Source organism: Kitasatospora sp. NPDC023176, assembly GCF_055560495.1.
In genome coordinates, this window is the sequence record NZ_JBVHIP010000007.1 from 22320 (window position 1) to 39437 (window position 17118).

The 17118-nt window shown below is 74.9% G+C and carries 13 protein-coding genes; 4 read left to right on the plus strand and 9 right to left on the minus strand.

The genetic code is table 11. The features are described from left to right. Positions 1 to 610: 610 nt before the first annotated feature. Complete coding sequence (locus ACZ3YL_RS12745; RefSeq protein WP_188307391.1) at positions 611 to 943, minus strand: beta/gamma crystallin domain-containing protein; 333 nt, start codon at positions 941 to 943, stop codon at positions 611 to 613. A gap of 446 nt (positions 944 to 1389) precedes the next feature. On the opposite strand from ACZ3YL_RS12745, the gene ACZ3YL_RS12750 reads away from it, so the two are divergent. Further along, the gene (locus tag ACZ3YL_RS12750) at positions 1390 to 2061 is read left to right on the plus strand and encodes a hypothetical protein (RefSeq protein ID WP_188307392.1); all 672 of its coding nucleotides are present in this window, start codon (positions 1390 to 1392) and stop codon (positions 2059 to 2061) included. A gap of 3 nt (positions 2062 to 2064) precedes the next feature. Here ACZ3YL_RS12750 and ACZ3YL_RS12755 read toward each other — a convergent pair whose 3' ends face one another. The 5 genes from ACZ3YL_RS12755 to ACZ3YL_RS12775 all read right to left on the minus strand — a co-directional run bounded on the left by ACZ3YL_RS12755 (position 2065) and on the right by ACZ3YL_RS12775 (position 10016). Next, positions 2065 to 3492, minus strand: a complete 1428-nt coding sequence (locus ACZ3YL_RS12755; protein WP_465657036.1) for a hypothetical protein — start codon at positions 3490 to 3492, stop codon at positions 2065 to 2067. Positions 3493 to 3757: 265 nt separating this feature from the next. Then, entirely contained in the window at positions 3758 to 6448 is a 2691-nt protein-coding gene (locus tag ACZ3YL_RS12760; RefSeq protein WP_465657037.1) for an SUKH-4 family immunity protein, read from the minus strand. Between the two features lie 66 nt (positions 6449 to 6514). Further along, positions 6515 to 7516: an HNH endonuclease gene (locus ACZ3YL_RS12765; RefSeq protein WP_188304805.1), complete on the minus strand. Its 1002-nt coding sequence runs from the start codon at positions 7514 to 7516 to the stop codon at positions 6515 to 6517. A gap of 233 nt (positions 7517 to 7749) precedes the next feature. Next, positions 7750 to 8871: a DegT/DnrJ/EryC1/StrS family aminotransferase gene (locus tag ACZ3YL_RS12770; protein WP_465657039.1), complete on the minus strand. Its 1122-nt coding sequence runs from the start codon at positions 8869 to 8871 to the stop codon at positions 7750 to 7752. Further along, positions 8868 to 10016: a Gfo/Idh/MocA family protein gene (locus tag ACZ3YL_RS12775; RefSeq protein WP_188304807.1), complete on the minus strand. Its 1149-nt coding sequence runs from the start codon at positions 10014 to 10016 to the stop codon at positions 8868 to 8870. The genes ACZ3YL_RS12770 and ACZ3YL_RS12775 overlap by 4 nt, the downstream gene beginning before the upstream one ends. Before the next feature lie 422 nt (positions 10017 to 10438). On the opposite strand from ACZ3YL_RS12775, the gene ACZ3YL_RS12780 reads away from it, so the two are divergent. Continuing rightward, positions 10439 to 10900 carry a YwqJ-related putative deaminase gene (locus ACZ3YL_RS12780; protein WP_223242240.1) on the plus strand — a complete coding sequence of 154 codons (462 nt, stop codon included), beginning with the start codon at positions 10439 to 10441 and terminating at the stop codon, positions 10898 to 10900. A gap of 71 nt (positions 10901 to 10971) precedes the next feature. Then, positions 10972 to 11541, plus strand: a complete 570-nt coding sequence (locus ACZ3YL_RS12785) for an SUKH-3 domain-containing protein (protein ID WP_188304817.1) — start codon at positions 10972 to 10974, stop codon at positions 11539 to 11541. Positions 11542 to 11552: 11 nt separating this feature from the next. Here ACZ3YL_RS12785 and ACZ3YL_RS12790 read toward each other — a convergent pair whose 3' ends face one another. Further along, a complete protein-coding gene (locus ACZ3YL_RS12790) occupies positions 11553 to 12821 on the minus strand; it encodes a sensor histidine kinase (protein WP_465657041.1) in 1269 nt (422 codons plus the stop codon). A 316-nt stretch (positions 12822 to 13137) separates the two neighbouring features. Between ACZ3YL_RS12790 and ppc the strand changes: the two genes are divergently transcribed. Continuing rightward, on the plus strand, positions 13138 to 15933 hold the full coding sequence (gene ppc, locus ACZ3YL_RS12795) for a phosphoenolpyruvate carboxylase (RefSeq protein ID WP_188304810.1): 2796 nt from the start codon (positions 13138 to 13140) through the stop codon (positions 15931 to 15933). A 61-nt stretch (positions 15934 to 15994) separates the two neighbouring features. On the opposite strand, the gene ACZ3YL_RS12800 is transcribed toward ppc, so the two are convergent. Together ACZ3YL_RS12800 and pth are read right to left on the minus strand one after the other, a co-directional pair. Then, positions 15995 to 16318 carry a hypothetical protein gene (locus ACZ3YL_RS12800; protein ID WP_188304811.1) on the minus strand — a complete coding sequence of 108 codons (324 nt, stop codon included), beginning with the start codon at positions 16316 to 16318 and terminating at the stop codon, positions 15995 to 15997. 138 nt (positions 16319 to 16456) lie between these two features. Then, positions 16457 to 17035: an aminoacyl-tRNA hydrolase gene (gene pth / locus ACZ3YL_RS12805; protein WP_188304812.1), complete on the minus strand. Its 579-nt coding sequence runs from the start codon at positions 17033 to 17035 to the stop codon at positions 16457 to 16459. Positions 17036 to 17118 lie beyond the last annotated feature (83 nt).

Below are 17118 nucleotides of genomic sequence, written 5' to 3' on the forward strand. Positions count from 1 at the left end.
GCCGCGGCACGGACGGGCACGCGGTGTACGAGCCGGGGGGCGCCGCGCCGCGCGGGGGCCGGCCGCGTGGGGACGAACCGGCGGCCGCGACCGCCGCGCTGTCGGAGACACGACCGGGGGCGAACCACTGGACGGAACACCGGACCGCCCGGTGGACGAAGCAGGTGGACGCCGGTCCGGAGCAGGCTCCGCCATCCGCCACGAACTGGACATACTCCTGTCACTGGCCGTCCATGGAGATCGCGCACCATGGTGAACGTGCCCGCCGCACCCAACCGTGGGGGATGGCTGTGGCGGCACTGTCGCACCACCGATGGGGGTCGGAGGTGCGAGGCCGGGCGACCCTGGGTGGGGGCGCCCGCCCAAGCGCCGGGAACCGTGGCGCCCTTTCCTGGAGGGCGCCACGGGTCTCGGCCTCTTCGCGTCGGCCCCCTGCGGGCGGGCCCACTTCACTCCGGCCCACTTCACTCCGGCCCACTTCCGGCGGGCCCACTTCACTCCGGCCCACTTCCGGCGGGCTCTCTTCACAGACCCGCTTCGGCCGGCCACCGCACTCAGCCGCCCCGGACGTCCGCACCCGTCCGGTCGGCCGGAGGCACCGCGGCCGGGACTACCAGCGGGACAGATTGATGTCGTACATCATCACCTGGTGGCCCTGGTTGGCGTTGAAGTCGTAGCGCTCCCAGCTGAAGACCGTCCAGGAGCCGAGCCCGCCGCCCAGGTAGGTGATGACCTTGTTGTTGCCCGCGTCGATCCGGTCGACGTTGTAGACGCGCAGCGACATCCAGCCGTCGTTCGCGAAGCAGAGCTGCCCGCTGTAGCCGTAGTTCCACACCTTCGCGAAATCATCCCGATTTCCGCAGTCGACCCGATCCACGGCCTGTGCCGCGGTCGTCGGCAACAGGGTCGCGGCGGCGGCCGTCAGAACCGTCAGAACGCCCACCCGACGGGCCTTGCCATTTCTGCCCCGAAGGGCGGTACGGGGATTAGTGCGGCGAATCATGTAACCCCTCCATCGATAACGGTCGGGTCCCCGAGATTTACATGACGGGACAGCACCGCACAGCCGTTTTCCGGCCAAGCCGGGCCTCGCCCGGCGGCCGGGGAACGTACCCGGACGAAATGAGCTAGGGTCCGAACACGCTTGCCGTGCTTGAGGATCGGAGCAGAAGCTTGGCACCTCCAGCCCAATTCGGACGATTCGCCGCCATCGCCCTCACGGCCGTCCTTTCGGCCTTATCGACGGGCTGTTCGGACAACTCCGGGAAGGGATCCGCCGATTCCGCGCCGGCCCCGCCGGAGATCAGTTCGACGACCGCCCCGGAATCCGGCCGGGGAGGTCTGACCGGACTCCCGCTCTCCGCATATCAGGCCGATGACCAATCCTCGGTGAAGGAGATTCAGGCGCGGAACGCACTGATCATCGCCTGCATGCACCGGGCCGGCTTCTCCGCGTTCGCCGGGGACGGCTTGCAGGCAGCCCAGCCGCCGGACAATGCGACCGCGCTGCCGGCCGGCGCCTGGGGCTACCTCGGCCCCCAGGCCGCGGCCACCCTGGGCTTCCACCCGCCGAAGCGGACGGCGCCCCGGCCGAACCCCGCCCCGGCGGGCTCCGGCGAGGCCTACGACGGCGCCCGGGTCGACTGCGACCGGCAGGCCGCCGAGCGGATCGGCTCACCGCCCGCGGCGGGCAGTCGGCTGGTCGGCCGACTGTTCGACGAGTCGATGAAGGCCACCGCCGGGGACGCCCGGGTGGTGGCCGCCACCAAGCAGTGGACCGCCTGCATGACGGCCGCCGGGTTCGAGGCCACCACCCCGGAGGAGCTGTCGCACCGGTACCAGACCACCCCGGAGCCCACCCCCGCCGAACTGGCCGCCGCCCGCGCGGACGCCGACTGCACGGCCGGCGTTAACCTGGCGGGCCTCTGGTTCGCCGTGCTGGCGGGCTACCAGCGGCAGTCGATCGACCGCAACGCGGAGGCCCTGACCGCCCAGCAGGAGGCGGTCAGGGCCCAGGACGCGAAGCTCACCGAGCTGATCGCGGGTGAGAGCGGCGGCTGACGACTAACGGCGGCGGTAGGACACCGTGTTGGGGGCCGCGTAGCCGGCGCCGTCGTCCACGATGACGATCTTCGGGATGATCCGGGTCTCGTCGGCACCCTCGGCGCCCTCGGCACCGTCCGTGCCCTCCGCGCCGTCCCGCTGGGCCACCGGCTCGGGCGGTGCGGCCGGCTTCGGCGGCACCACGGCCGGTGCCACCGGGGCGACCGGGCCGGTCACCACCGGCTCGGCGGCGGCCTTGGCGCCGGTCCCGGCGCCGCCGACCACCGGCTGGCGCAGCACCGCCGTGGACTTCGCCGGCGCCGGGGCCTTCGCGACCGGCTCGTCGACCGGAGCGGCGCCCTCGCGCAGGTTCGGCAGCGGGATCTCACCGGTGTCCGCCTCCGAGTCGACCGCCGCCGAGTCGACCGGCATCGCATCGGCGACCGCGTCCACCGGGCCGGAGACCGAACCAGCCGCCGAACCGGCCACCACACCGCCCGCCGGACCGGCCACCGCCGCATCGGCGGCGGCCTCGGCCGCGGCGAGCTCGGCGAAGTCCGCCGGCTCGATCTGCCCGACCGCCGCGCCGGTGAGCGAGGCCAGGGTGGCCTTGATGTGGTCCAGGTGCCGCTGCACGGTCTCCAGCCGGGCGTCGAACGCGCGCTGCTCGAGCTCACTCTCCGCGTTGATCTTCTCGGCCTCCCGGCGGGCCCGTTCGATCAGCTGGTCGGCCTTGGCCTGGGCGTCGGTCTCCAACTGCTTGATCCGGTTCAGCACGGTCTCGCGGTGCTGCTCGGCCTCCTTGACCCGGCGCTCGGCGGTCGCGGAGACCTCGGCGTCCTCGGCGTCGGCCTTGGCCTGGGCCTCGGCGAAGGTCTCGTCGGCCTTGCGGCGCTTGGCGGCCAGCTCGGCCTCGGCGTGCTCGCCGGCCTCGGCGGCGGCCACCCGCACCTTGGCGGCGTAGGCGGTGGCGCCGTCCCGGACGGTGCGGGCCTCCCGGTCGGCGTCGGCGCGGATGCCCTCGGCCTCGGCACGGCTGCGCTCGTCGGTGCGGCGGGCGGCCGCGTCGGCCTCGGCACGGGTGGTGGCGGAGTACTCCCTGGCCGCCTTGTCGAGCGCCTGCCCGGCCTCGTACACCTCGTCCCGGAGGTCCTCGGCGAAGCGCTCGGCCTTCTCCCTGACGGCGCGGGCCTCGTTCCGGGCCATGTCGGCCAGTCCGGCGGCCTGCTCGCTGAGCACCTCGTAGTCCGGCTCCGGGGCCTCGTCGGCGGCGCGGCGGACGTCGGCCAGTCTGGTCTCCATCTGCCGGATCCCGGCGCCCAGGACGCTCAGGCGCTCCCAGGCCTCGTCGCGTTGTGCGGTCAGGGCGACCAGCGCCCGGTCGACCTGCTCCGGCGCGTAGCCGCGCCGGGCCTGGGTGAAGCCGTACTGGGGGACGGCGTCGCTCATGGGCTCTTCCCCTCGTTTCGCGGGCTGCGGAGCCCATGATCGGACGGAACGAACGAATCCGGAACCGGTTGGAACACCGGGGCCGGATTCGGTCGTCGTGCGGACCGGAATATGTCGAGGACCGGACGAATAGACCGATCCTCTTGACCTATTTTGCGCAGATCCGGACGAAACCCCAACGAGGCACAGCTGCCGGGGCATGCCGGAAGGGTCGTTCCGGACACCGGAACGACCCTCCCCACCTGCGAGGATCCGCGACGACCCGCTACAGCAGGCCGTCCCAGAACTGCTCCAGCAGCACGGCCCACCATGTGTCCGTGTTCTGCAGGGCCGCCGGGTCGATCGCGGCGAGCTGCGCCTGGAAGTCGGTCGTCCAGCGACCGGCCTGCTCCGGCGTCAGCCCGTACCGCAGCCGCCACATCCGGCCCAGCAGGGCCAGCGCGCGGACGAACTCCGGTACACCGCTGTTGACGAACCGCGGCGGCTGGCCGGTTCCGTCGACGTCCACCGCGACCACGTTCGCGGTGCCGTACTGGACGCACAGCTGACGCCCGTAGTCGTTGCCGAGCACCAGGTACCCGCCGAAGTCCTGGGCAACCGGCAGGCCGCGCTCGGCGGCCAGCTCGGCGAGTGTCGGGATCGGCCGCCCCTCCTGCGCCTGGGCCCAGAAGAACGGCCCGAAGTCGCGCGGCAGCCCGGCCCAGGTCAGGGTCTGCGACACCGGCTCGGGCACGCCCTGACGGGAGACGGCGCGCTGCTCGTAGCGGAACAGGTTCTGCCCGAAGGCCGTCCCCAGCTCCTGGGCGAGCTGCTGGGACGGCAGCGGGGGCAGCGCCTGGACCGTCCCCGGCGCGGGCAGCGGCGCCCGGAACGGGCGGACCCGCTGGGCGCCGGAGGCCAGCTGGTGCAGCTCGTCCAGGTGGTCCAGCAGCTCGGCCATCCCGGCCTGCCGGGAGGCGTGGTCACGGCCGTACGGGGCGGTGTGGGTCAGCCGCACGTTCGGCCAGGAGGCCGCGATCATGCGGTTGCAGTAGCCGCCGGGCAGGTCGCAGGACTCCAGCTCGGTGTACAGCTCCAGCACCTGCTCCGGCGGCACGTTCAGCCGGCGCAGGTCCTGCAGGATCTTCCACTCCGGGTGCGGGGTACCGGGCTCGCTGCGGTGCAGCAGCTTCTGCTCCGAGCCGTCCGGGCCCCGGTAGCTGAGCGCGGCGAAGTAGCCCGGACCGACCGCGGGCACCCCCGGCGGCACCGGCGCGCCCTGCGGCGGACCGGTGACCTGCGCCGGCGGGACGACCCCGGGCGCGGCGCCCGCGTTCGGGTAGCCGTACCCGGCCGCGGGCGTGACCGGGGCCGCCGGACCGCCGGGCGGCGGCGGGACGGCGGGGCCGCCGGACGGCGGGGTGCCCGGGTCCGCCGGGCCGCCGAGCAGCGCCGGGTCGATGGCGCTCGCCAGCTGGGTCGCCTCGTACGCCACCCCGGCGGAGGCCGGGGCGGGCGTGGCCGGGGCGGGGGCGGGGGCGTCACCCGTACGCAGGCCTGCCGGGGGCGGGGGCGGCGGGGTCGAACCGGCCGCCCGGCCACCCGGACCGGCGGCGGGCGTGCCGGAGCCCGGGGTCTGCCGCAGCGCGGCCGGCGGGGGCGGCGGCGGGGCCGAGGCCGGAGCACGGCCGAGGCCGCCCGGAGCCGGGGCGCCGGCGCCCGGACCGGACGGGCCGGACGGACCACCGCGCAGCGCGGCCGGCGGGGGCGGCGGCGGAGCCGAGGCCGGAGCACGGCCGAGGCCGCCCTGGGCCGGGGCGCCGGCGGGCGGGGCGGCCGGGCCGGGGGCACCGGGCAGACCGGCCAGCCCGCCGGGCGAGGCCAGCATGGTGGGCGCCTGCTCGACCGGGGCGCCGCCCGCGGGCGGCGCGGCCGGGGTGCCGGGCGTGGCCAGCATGGTCGGCGCCTGCTCCACCGGAGCACCGGGCGGGGTCGCCGGGGCACCCGGCAGGCCCATCAGGCCGGGCATGGCGTCCGGCGGCGCGAGCAGCGTCGGCGCCGGCGCGGCCATCGCGGCGGGCGCCGGGGCCTGGGCCGGCGGGGCGGCGGGCGGCCCGGCCGGGGGCTGGGCCGCCGGAGGCTGGGCGCCGACCGGCGGGACCGGGGGCATGCCGTAGCCGCCGCTGCCCGGGGGCATCAGCATGGTCGCGGCCTCGGCCCCGGCCGGGGCGGGCGCGTCGGGCAGGTCGGAACCGGAGGTGCGCAGGCCCTCCGACATCAGCACGGTGGCGGCCTCGGCGCCGACCGGGGCGACCGGCGGCTGCGGCACGGCGGGCGGCACCGGCGCGACGGCCGGGGGCCGCGGGGCGGCGTACGGATCGTCGCCGGGCGGCGGGGCCAGCATGGTCGGCGCGTCCCCGGCGGGCCGGTCGGAGACCGGCGGCTCGGTCAGCACGGCCGGCGCGGGCGGCACCGGCGTCGGCAGCGGCGCGGGCGGCACCTCGGCCGGGGCAGGCGCCGGAGCGACCGGGGCAGGCGCCGGAGCGGCGTCCGCGCTCCCCAGCTTCTGCGCCTCCGCCGCGATCGCCGCCGCCCCCGCCTCCTGCAGCCACTGCGGCGGGCTGAGCAGGAAAGAGGTCGCCTCCACCGGCCCGGGTGCGGGCTTCGCCGCCCCGGCCGGGTTGGCCGCGACCGGCCGCCCGTACACCTCCTCGTACTGCCGGACCACCTCGTTGACGGGCAGCGCGGGCCACAGCGTGCTGGCGCCCGAGTCCCGGGCGATCACCAGCCGCGCCCCGCCCGAGCCCGGCCCGCCGTCGGCGCCGGTGGCCGGGCCGGCCGCCGGGTCCGCGGGCGACACCGCCCAGCAGACGAAGCCGAGGTCGAACTCGCGGACCCGCACCTCGCGCTGCTGCGCGTGCGGCACTCCGCCGTTGATCCACTCCTCGGCGAGTTCCTGCGCCTGCGCGTACGTCACCACGCCCGGTTCACCCCTGTCCCCGTCGTCTCCACTCGTTCCCTCAACGCCGTTCCCGCGGTCACGTCAGTCCACCGGGACGGCCCGGGCGAACCCGCCGTCCACCATCAGCTCCGCGACCGTCTCCAGCTCCGGCGGGCCGCCGGCCAGCCGGAGCAGGAAGGCGTCGAAGTCGTCCCCGCAGGGCAGCAGCAGCCGGGCGCAGCGCTCCTCCGGGGCCTCGGGGCCGCCGGAGTCACGGGCGTCGTCGTACAGGTGGAACCAGACCGAGCCGGTCCGCTCGCCGCGCACCTTGAGCGCGATGAGGCCGCCCTGGGCGTAGGCGATGCCCAGGTAGTCCTTGGTGAGGTGGTCGCGCAGGCACTTGTTGGCGTAGACGACGTCCTCGGTGCCGTACTCCTCGGTGAGGGTCAGGAACGGCTGGTCGAGCAGCATGCCCAGCTCGGTGTCCAGCGCGACCCCGACCGGGCCGCGGCCGCCGCCCAGCTTGAGGAAGGTGCGGTAGGCGCCGGGCAGCCGGTAGCCGAGGCGCTCCTCGGCGCGCTGCAGCAGGTCCTCGGGGACGCCGATCGGGTCGCTGCCGTCCTTGGCCAGCGAGAAGTGGACGGGCCGGCGCTCCTGCAGCGGGCGGGTGCCCCGGCGGGAGTGGTCGGCGGACGAGGTGGCCAGGCCGCCGTGGTGCCGCAGCAGGGCCTTGACCTCGACCGGGACCAGCTCCATCCGGCGCCAGCCGGGGGCCGCCCGGCCGACCGCGTGGTGCCAGGTCCAGCCGGGCGGGGTGGCCACCGCGGTCTCCAGGTCGGCCCAGAGCGGGTGGCCCTGGGTGAACAGCGCCGCGTTGGCCGAGACGTAGTCGGTCAGCCGCAGTTCGTCCACGCCGAAGCCGTCCGGCGGGTCGGCGACCTCGGCCGCCGCGGCGGCGTACGGGCCGAAGTCCGGGTAGCCGGCCTCGTCCACCCGGACCCCGGCCGGGTGCCGCTCCGCGCGGACCGGATCCGGGAACTGCACCACCTGACCTGCGTACGCCGCGTTCGGTGCGGCGGCGACGCCGGGCCGACCTGTCGTCATCTGGGAGCCCCCACTGGCTGCTGCAAATTGCTCGGTGCGCTTGCTGGGCACCAGCCTAGGGCCTGTCCTCGAACTCCCGTCGTCCGCCCGGGCGGGCGGGGCGGCGTCGGGGGGCGTGCATCGCAAGGCGGAGGAGGGAGCCACTGCGGAGCATTGGCGACCGACGACAACGCGGCGAGGTGCGTGCCCCGGCGTCGCCCCGCAGGCGGGAGTTCGAGGACAGGCCCTTGGGGTTACCCGGCCGGTCGGCCCCCCGCACCCAGGGCCCGCCCCAACACCTCCACGACCCGCACCTGCTGGGCCTCCGTGAGGTGCGGGTGCAGCGGCAGGCTGAGCAGTTCGCCGGCGGCCCGTTCGGCGACCGGGAAGGCGCCCGCGCGGTATCCGAGCGGGCGGAACGCGGGCTGGAGGTGCACCGGGACGGGGTAGTGCACGCCGGCGCCGATCCCGGCGGCGTGCAGCGCGGCCAGCGCGGCGTCGCGGCGGCCGCCCGCGATCCGCACCGGGTAGAGGTGGTGGACGTGCTCGTTGCCGGGCGCGGTGGACGGCGACCGGACGCCCTCCAGACCCGCGAGCAGCCGGTCGTAGCGGTCCGCGGCGGCGCGGCGGGCGGCGTTCCAGTCGGGCAGCCGGCGCAGTTTGGCCCGCAGCACGACGGCCTGCAGCGCGTCCATCCGGGAGTTGAAGCCGAGCCGCTCGTGCACGTACTTGTCGCGCGCGCCGTGGTCGCCGATCAGCCGTACGGCGGCGGCGAGTTCGTCGTCGTCGGTGAGCACCGCCCCGGCGTCGCCGTAGCCGCCGAGGTTCTTGCCCGGGTAGAAGCTGGTCGCCGCGATCCGCCCGTACGCGCCGCGGCCGTGCCGCCGGGCGCCCTGGGACTGCGCCGCGTCCTCCACCACCGGGCGGTCGCCGGCCAGTTCCAGCAGCGCCTCCATCGGCGCGAACTGGCCGAACAGGTGGACGGGCAGCAGGGCCACCGCGCCGGGCAGGGCGGCGGCGGCCCGTTCGGGGTCGATCAGCAGGTGCTCCGGGTCGACGTCGACCGGCACCGGGCGCAGCCCGGCCCGCTGCACCGCCCCGGCGGTGGCGACGAAGGTGTTGGCGGGCAGCAGCACCCCGCCCCCGGGCGGCAGGTCCAGGGCGCGCAGGGCCAGTTCCAGGGCGTCGGTGCCGTTGGCGGCGCCCACGCAGTGCCGTACGCCCGTGAAGGCGGCGTACTCCCGCTCGAAGGCGGCCACCTCGGGGCCCTTGACGAACCACCCGCCGGCCAGCACCCGGTCGAACCCGGCCCGCACCTCGGCCTCGACCTCGGCGTGCGCGGCCGCCAGGTCGACCAGCGGGATCCCGGGGCTCACCGGACGGCCTCCCGCTCGCCGGCGCCCACCGGCACGGTGACGCCGCCGAGTTCGAGGCTGAGCGAGGCCGCCTCCAGCAGTTCCAGCACCCGCACCCCGGCCCGCCCGTCGGTGAGCGGGGCCCGGCCCTCGACGATGGCGGCGGCGAACTCGGCCATCACGTTGCGCAGCGCCTCCTGTTCGACCAGCGCGGGCGCGACCATCTCGCCGACCCGGTAGGAGATCAGCGCCCGGTGCCGGATGGCGTCGGTGAGCTGGTCGGGCGGGGTGAGGTCGACCCCGCGGTCGTGCACGGCCAGCCGGGCCTGCGGGTTGAGGTCGTCCCAGACCAGGGTGCGCCGGGAGCCGCCGATCAGCGTGGTGCGGACCTTCGTCGGGGAGAGCCAGTTGACGTGGCAGTGTGCCAGCGCGCCGTTGCTGAGCCGCACCGTCAGGTAGGCGACGCAGACGCGGCCGGCCCCGATCGGGTCGGCGCCCTGGGCGCAGACGCCGACCGGCACGACGCCGGGCGGCAGCACGAAGTCCAGGATGGACAGGTCGTGCGGGGCGAGGTCCCACAGCACGTCGACGTCGGGCTGCACCAGGCCGAGGTTGATCCGCACCGAGTCGAAGAACTGGACGTCCCCGATCTCCCCGCCGTGCACCAGTTCGCGGATCCGGCGGACCACCGGGGTGTAGCAGAAGGTGTGGTCGCACATCAGCACCAGCCCGGCGGCCTCGGCCAGTTCGACCAGTTCGGCGGCCTCGGCGGCGGAGGTGGTGATCGGCTTCTCCACCAGTACGTGCTTGCCGGCCTCCAGCGCGGCCCGTACCAGCGGGTAGTGGGCGCCCGCCGGGGTGGCCACCGCGACGGCGTCCACCCGTTCGTCGGCCAGCACCCGCTCGTACCGGCCGGTCGCCGCGACGGTGCTGTACTCCCCCAGCACGGTACGGGCCTTGGCCTCGTCCAGGTCGCACAGCCAGTGCAGCCGCAGCGCCGGGGTGTGCTGGGCGTTGCGGACCAGCTTCGGCCCCCAGTAGCCGGCCCCGACCACCGCGAGGCCCACCGGCCGCTCCGGCACCGGCCGGGGCGGCTCGCCCGGGGTGGGCACGTGCCCACCGGGCGCCTGGCTGGCGGTCTCGGCCGCCCACTGCTTCGACGTCATCGCTCGGGCCCCCTCACGGGGCGGGCGCACCGGCCCTCCCCGGCTCCGGCGCCGGAGTGGGCCCGCGCCCGCCCCGACGGCATCAACGTCCGGCGCGGGCACCGGAGTCGGCCCGGCCGATAGGTGTCCGTACGGCCGGCCGCGCCCCCTTCGGCTCGCTGCCGGAACGGTACCGGCCGCGGCCCGGGGGCGGGGGCGGTTTCGGGAGATCAGCGGACAAGTCGTGACGAGGGTGTGCGGATGCGACCCGGGTGCCGCCAGGATTCGGGTGGGACGGGAACGCGGACCGCCGGTGACCGCACTGGTGTTCGCCCGGCCCCGCACCCCGGTTGTGCGGTTGTCGGGGGCGAATGACAGGCTGGCCCCGGACCAACAGGTACCAACAGGAACCGGACCGCCAGGAACGAGGAGGAGGACACCGCATGACCACCGGTGAGCCGGCGGGCCCGCCCGTGCTGCGCCACCACCGCGACAGCCTGCTGCCCGCCGTCGCCGCCGCGCTGTCGCTCAAGGGCGGCGAGGTGCACACCCTGGCGGGCGACAAGGACGACCGGCGCCCGCTCCTGCACCCGCTGGTCGGCGACTTCCTGGACGCCCTGCCGGTCGAGGCCCGGGAACGGTTCACCGGCCGCTGCCCGGAGGCCGTCCTGCTCTCCCAGTACCTGACCACGGTCGACGGCAAGCGCTCCAAGCGCGCCGCCCGCAAGCCGATGAGCCTGCACGAGGCCCGCAAGGCGCTCAAGGGCTCGCGGATGACGACCCTCCGGATCCGCGAGGAGGGCGACCCCGCGCACGGCACCCACGCCCCGCCGTGCCGCTCCTGCACCCCGATGCTGGAGCACTTCACCGTGCTGAGCGTCGCCGTCGGGCCGCCGGCCCGCTGAGCCGTCCGCACGCCGGGCGTCCACACCCCGGCCGCCTCGTACGTCCCTGTCCCCCAGCCCCGGAGCACGCCCTGAACCCGCCCAGCCCGCCCCCGCCCCCGCCGGCCACCCTCGCCCCGGCCGCTCCGCCCCCGGCCGGCCCCGCGCGGACCCGCCCGCGCTTCCCCGCCGAGGTCGCCGCCGAACTCAAGGCGGCCGGCTGGCACCCCGGCCGCTGGGAGATCCGGCAGGCCGAGGAGTGGGCCGACGCCCTGGTCGGGCACGGCGGTCCCGGCGGCATCCCGCACGCGGTCTTCCCGGCGGCGGTGGAGGCCTGGGCCGAGTTCGGTGGCCTCGCCTTCGATCTGTCCGGTCCGGGCCGCCAGCTGGCCCGCACGCCCTTCCTGATCGACCCGATGTGCGGCCTGCACCAGCCGCGCACCCTGTTCGACCTCGGCCGGGCCCTGGGCGGCAAGCTCGCCCCGCTGGGCGAGGAGGCGTACGGGCAGGCGCTGCTGGCGGTCGACGAGGAGGGCCGGGTCTACAGCCTGGACCACACCGGCGAGTGGTTCCTCGGCCACGGCATCGACCAGGCGATCAGCGCCCTGGTCCTGGGCACCGCCCCGGAACGGCTGCGCACCGCCGAGGACCACGGCCGGTAGGGCCGGTTCGGCTAGCGCAGCCGGTCCCCCCGGACGGCCAGCCGGGACGGCAGCACCGCCTCCACCCGGAAGCCGCCGTCCGCCTCCGGCCCGGACGAGAAGGTGCCGCCCAGCGCGACCACCCGCTCCCGCATCCCGACCAGCCCGTTGCCCCCGCTGGGCAGTTGCGCCGCGGCCCGCTCCCCGCCCGGGCAGGCGTTCACCACGCTCACCCGCACCCCGTTCGGCGCGTACGCGAGCAGCACCGACACCTGGGCGCCGCCCGCGTGCTTGTGGGCGTTGGTCAGCCCCTCCTGGACGACCCGGTAGGCGGTCTGCTCGGCCTCGCCGGTGAACTCCTGCCGGCTGCCGCTGACCGTCAGGGTCACCGCCATCCCGGCCGCCCGGGACTGGTCGACCAGCCGGGGCAGCCCGGCCAGTGAGTCCGGCTCCGGCTGCCGCTCGTCGTCCATCCGCAGCACGCCGAGGATCTCGCGCAGTTCGTTGAGCGCCTGCCGGCCCACCTCACCCATCAGCCGGGCGCTCTGCGCGGCCTTCTCCGGGTCCTTGACGGCTATTCGCTCCAGCGCCCCGGAGTGCACCACCATCAGCGAGACCCGGTGCGCCACCACGTCGTGCATCTCCCGGGCGATCCGGGTGCGCTCCTCCAACCGGGCCCGGCGGGCGCGTTCCTGGGCCTGTTCGGCCAGCAGGTCGAGTTCGGTCTCCAGGCCGTGGGCGCGGTCCTTGAGCGACTCGATCAGCCGCCGCCGCGCCCCCACGTACAGGCCGGTGAACACCGGGGCGACGGTCAGTCCGACCGCGACCATCAGCGACAGCAGGATCATGCCCCACAGCGGCGGCCGCTCCCCCATCGCGTCGTCCGGGGTCATCAGCTGCAGCGCCATCACGGCGACCGCCTCGGCGAAGGCCAGCCCGGACAGCGCCACCACCCGGCGCCGCCGGGAGGGCCACTCCCAGGTCTCCGCCAGCGTGTACAGCGCGACCACCAGCAGCACCACGCCGAGCATCCCGGGCAGCACCAGCAGGGTCACCAGCACCGGTACGGCCGGCCAGCGCCGACGCACCACCAGCGAGCCGCCGGCCAGCGTGCCGAGCACCGCGATCCCGACCGCGCCCGCGGCGGTCACGTGCATCCGGGCGGACAGGAAGGCGATCGTGCTGGCCGAGCACTCGACCGCGGCCAGCAGCGCCAGGCCGATGTCGAGGAGGGCGCTGCGCCGCCGCTTCCACCACCAGAACGACCGGTCCGGCACGCGCTCCCCAGGCGACTTGCTCATGCGTGACAGATTAAGCCGTGTCCGACGATCCCCGCCGGGCGCCCGGCGGGGATCGTCGGACACGGCTTGAACGCAACCCCTCCCCTTTCCCGCCGGGATTGCCCGGTACGCCCCCCGAACCCCATAAGTGGTCCAGACCACAGGTCGTTTTCGGCAGCCCTGTCCGCCATCCGGCCACCTCGCGGACAGCGACCGCCCCGACACCTATGCTGGGTCGCGTCGGACAGCGCGGTCCGCACGCGTCACACCCGTCACACTGCGCGTGGACCTGTGACGATGAGCCGTTGCCGAACCCCACCACCACAGGGAGCCAGCCGTGACCGCTCCGGTCCCCACCCCGGCGGACAGCCCCACCGTCATCGCCGACAATGCCGCCCTGCGCGCGGACATCCGCCGCCTCGGCGACCTTCTCGGCGAGACGCTGGTCCGCCAGGAAGGCCCCCAACTGCTGGGCCTGGTCGAACAGGTCCGGCTGCTCAGCCGCACCGACGGCGAGGCCACCGCCGAACTCCTCTCCGACATCGACCTGGACACGGCCGCCAAGCTGGTCCGCGCCTTCTCCACCTACTTCCACCTCGCCAACGTCACCGAGCAGGTGCACCGCGGCCGGGAGTTCGCCACCCGCCGCGCCCGCGAGGGCTCGCTGCTCGCCCAGACCGCCGACCAGCTCGCCGAGGCCGACCCCAAGCACCTCCAGAACACCCTGGCCCACCTCGCGGTCCGCCCGGTCTTCACCGCCCACCCCACCGAGGCCGCCCGCCGCAGCGTGCTCAACAAGCTGCGCCGGATCGGCGAACTCCTCGACCGCATCCACCGCGAGGAGCTCAACAACGGCCTGGCCGCCGCCGACCCGGCCCGCACCAGCAGCGCCAAGCGCTCCGCCGACCGCCGGCTCGCCGAGGTCATCGACCTGCTCTGGCAGACCGACGAACTGCGCATCGCCCGCCCCGAGCCCACCGACGAGGCCCGCAACGCCGTCTACTACCTGGACGAGCTCTACCGCGAGGCCGTCCCCGAGGTGCTGGAGGAGCTGCACGAGGAACTCGCCCGGGTCGGCCTCGGCCTGCCCGACGGCGTGCGCCCGCTCACCTTCGGCACCTGGATCGGCGGCGACCGCGACGGCAACCCCAACGTCACCCCGCAGGTCACCTGGGACGTCCTCAACCTCCAGCACGAGTACGGCATCAAGGACGCGCTCGCCGCGATCGACGACCTGCGCAACACCCTCTCCACCTCCGAGCGGCTGGCCGGCGCCTCGGTCGAACTCCTCGCCTCGCTCAACACCGACCTGCACCAGCTCCCCGAACTCAGTCCCCGCTACAAGCGGATGAACGCCGAGGAGCCGTACCGCCTCAAGGCCACCTGCATCCGGCTCAAGCTGGAGAACACCCGCGAGCGCCTGGCCGGCGGCACCCCGCACGTCGAGGGCCGCGACTACGTCGGCACCCGCGAACTGATCACCGACCTGCGGCTGATCCAGGACTCGCTGCGCGCCCACCGCGGCGAGCTGATCGCCGACGGCCGGCTCGCCCGCGCCATCCGCACCATCGAGGCCTTCGGCCTCCAGCTCGCCACCATGGACGTGCGCGAGCACGCCGAGGCCCACCACCACGCCCTCGGCCAGCTCTTCGACCGGCTCGGCGAGGAGGCCTGGCGCTACGCCGACATGCCCCGCGAGTACCGGCAGAAGCTGCTCGCCAAGGAACTGCGCTCGCGCCGCCCGCTCGCCCCCACCCCGGCCCCGCTGGACGAGGCCGGCACCAAGACCCTCGGCGTCTTCAACACCATCCGCGAGGGCTTCGAGCGCTTCGGCGACGAGATCGTCGAGAGCTACATCATCTCGATGTGCCAGGGCGCCGACGACGTCTTCGCCGCCACCGTGCTGGCCCGCGAGGCCGGCCTGATCGACCTGCACGCCGGGATCGCCAAGATCGGCATCGTGCCGCTGCTGGAGACCACCGAGGAACTCCAGCAGGCCGACCGCATCATGGACGAGATGCTCTCCGACCCCTCCTACCGGCTGCTGGTCGCGCTGCGCGGGGACGTCCAGGAGGTCATGCTCGGCTACTCCGACTCCTCCAAGTTCGGCGGCATCACCACCTCCCAGTGGGAGATCCACCGCGCCCAGCGCCGGCTGCGCGACGTCGCCCACCGCTACGGCATCCGGCTGCGCCTGTTCCACGGCCGCGGCGGCACCGTCGGCCGCGGCGGCGGCCCCTCGCACGAGGCCATCCTGGCCCAGCCCTGGGGCACCCTGGAGGGCGAGATCAAGGTCACCGAGCAGGGCGAGGTCATCTCCGACAAGTACCTGCTCCCGTCCCTCGCCCGGGAGAACCTGGAGCTGACCATCTCCGCCACCCTCGCCGCCTCCGCGCTGCACACCGCCCCGCGCCAGGCCCCCGAGGAACTGGCCCGCTGGGACGCCGCGATGGACCGGGTCTCCGAGGCCGCCCACACCTCCTACCGCGCCCTGGTCGACCAGGAGGACCTGCCGAAGTACTTCTTCGCCTCCACCCCGGTCGACCAGCTCGCCTCGCTGCACCTGGGCTCCCGCCCGTCCCGCCGCCCCGACTCCGGCGCCGGGCTGGACGGCCTGCGGGCCATCCCGTGGGTGTTCGGCTGGACCCAGTCCCGCCAGATCGTCCCCGGCTGGTACGGCGTCGGCTCCGGCCTGGCCGCCGCCCGCGCGGCCGGCCTCGGCGACGTGCTGGACGAGATGTACGGCCAGTGGCACTTCTTCCGCAACTTCCTGTCCAACGTCGCCATGACGCTGGCCAAGACCGACCTGCGGATCGCCCGCCACTACGTCGAGCAGCTGGTGCCCGGCGAACTGCGGCACATCTTCGACCAGATCGTCGCCGAGCACGAGCTCACCCTGCGCGAGGTGCTCCGGCTCACCGGCGAGAGCGAACTGCTGGAGCACAACCCGGTGCTGAAGCAGACCTTCACCGTCCGTGACGCCTACCTCGACCCGATCTCCTACCTCCAGGTCGCCCTGCTGCGCCGCCAGCGCGAGGAGGTCGCGGCCGGCCGCCCCGAGGACCCGCTGCGCGCCCGCGCGCTGCTGCTCACCGTCAACGGCGTCGCCGCCGGCCTGCGCAACACCGGCTGACCCGGCGACGACGAAGGGCCGGTGCCTCCACCTGGAGGCACCGGCCCTTCGTCGTACGGTCCTACTCCGCGGGCTCGCCCGCGCGCCGGCGCTTCAGCCACAGCGCGGCCCCGCCGGCCGCGACCACCAGGCCGCCGCCGACCGCCAGCAGCCCCGCGTCCGGGCCGACCGACTCACCGAGCACCGGGCCGAACTGGGCCGCCGCGGGCTCCGGCGAGACCACCGGATCCGGCTCGGCCACCGGCTCGGCGTGCGCCATCGCGCCGCCGGACAGCAGTACTCCGGCCGCCCCCAGCGCACCGGCGGTGCTTACCCGTCGTCCGAACTGCTTCAGCCGGACCACCCGGAGCCGCCGAAGTCGGCGGACCGGACGCAATCTCCGCATCGAGAACTCCCCAGGACCCGTTCGCCTACCAGGCCGACGCTATCCGATCCCGCACAGGCTTCTCACATGGATTCAGGTTTGCCGGGCAAGCGTTGCACGACTGTTGTGTACCCGGCACGGCGCGCACATGACGTCACGTCAGGTGTTGTACGAACCCTGCGCCCGCTCCAGCCCCTCGGACAGCAGCGCCTCCACCGCGTCCGCCGAGCGGTCCACGAACCACTCCAGTTCCTTGCGCTCGGTCGAGGAGAAGTCCTTCAGCACGAAGTCCGCGACCTCCATCCGGCCCGGCGGCCGGCCGATCCCGCAGCGCACCCGGTGGTAGTCCGGGCCCAGCGACTTGGTGATCGACTTCAGCCCGTTGTGGCCGTTGTCGCCGCCGCCCAGCTTCAGCCGCAGCGCCGCGTAGTCGATGTCCAGTTCGTCGTGGACGGCGATCAGCGCCGAGGCCGGCGCCTTGTAGAAGTCCCGCAGCGCCGTCACCGGCCCGCCGGAGAGGTTCATGAAGGACTGCGGCTTGGCCAGCACCACCCGCTTGCCCGCCAGCCGTCCCTCGGCCACCTGGGCCCGGCTCTTGTGCGCCTTGAACTTGGCGCCCATCCGCTGCGCCAGCAGGTCCACCACCATGAAGCCGATGTTGTGCCGGTTCCGGGCGTACTGCTCGCCCGGGTTGCCCAGCCCCACCACCAGCCAGGGACCCTCGTACTCCTCCGTCATCCTCTTCTCCTTCGCGCTCGACGCCATCATCCCGGACGCACCGCTGCCCCGGCCGCTCCAGGGGAGCGACCGGGGCAGCGGTC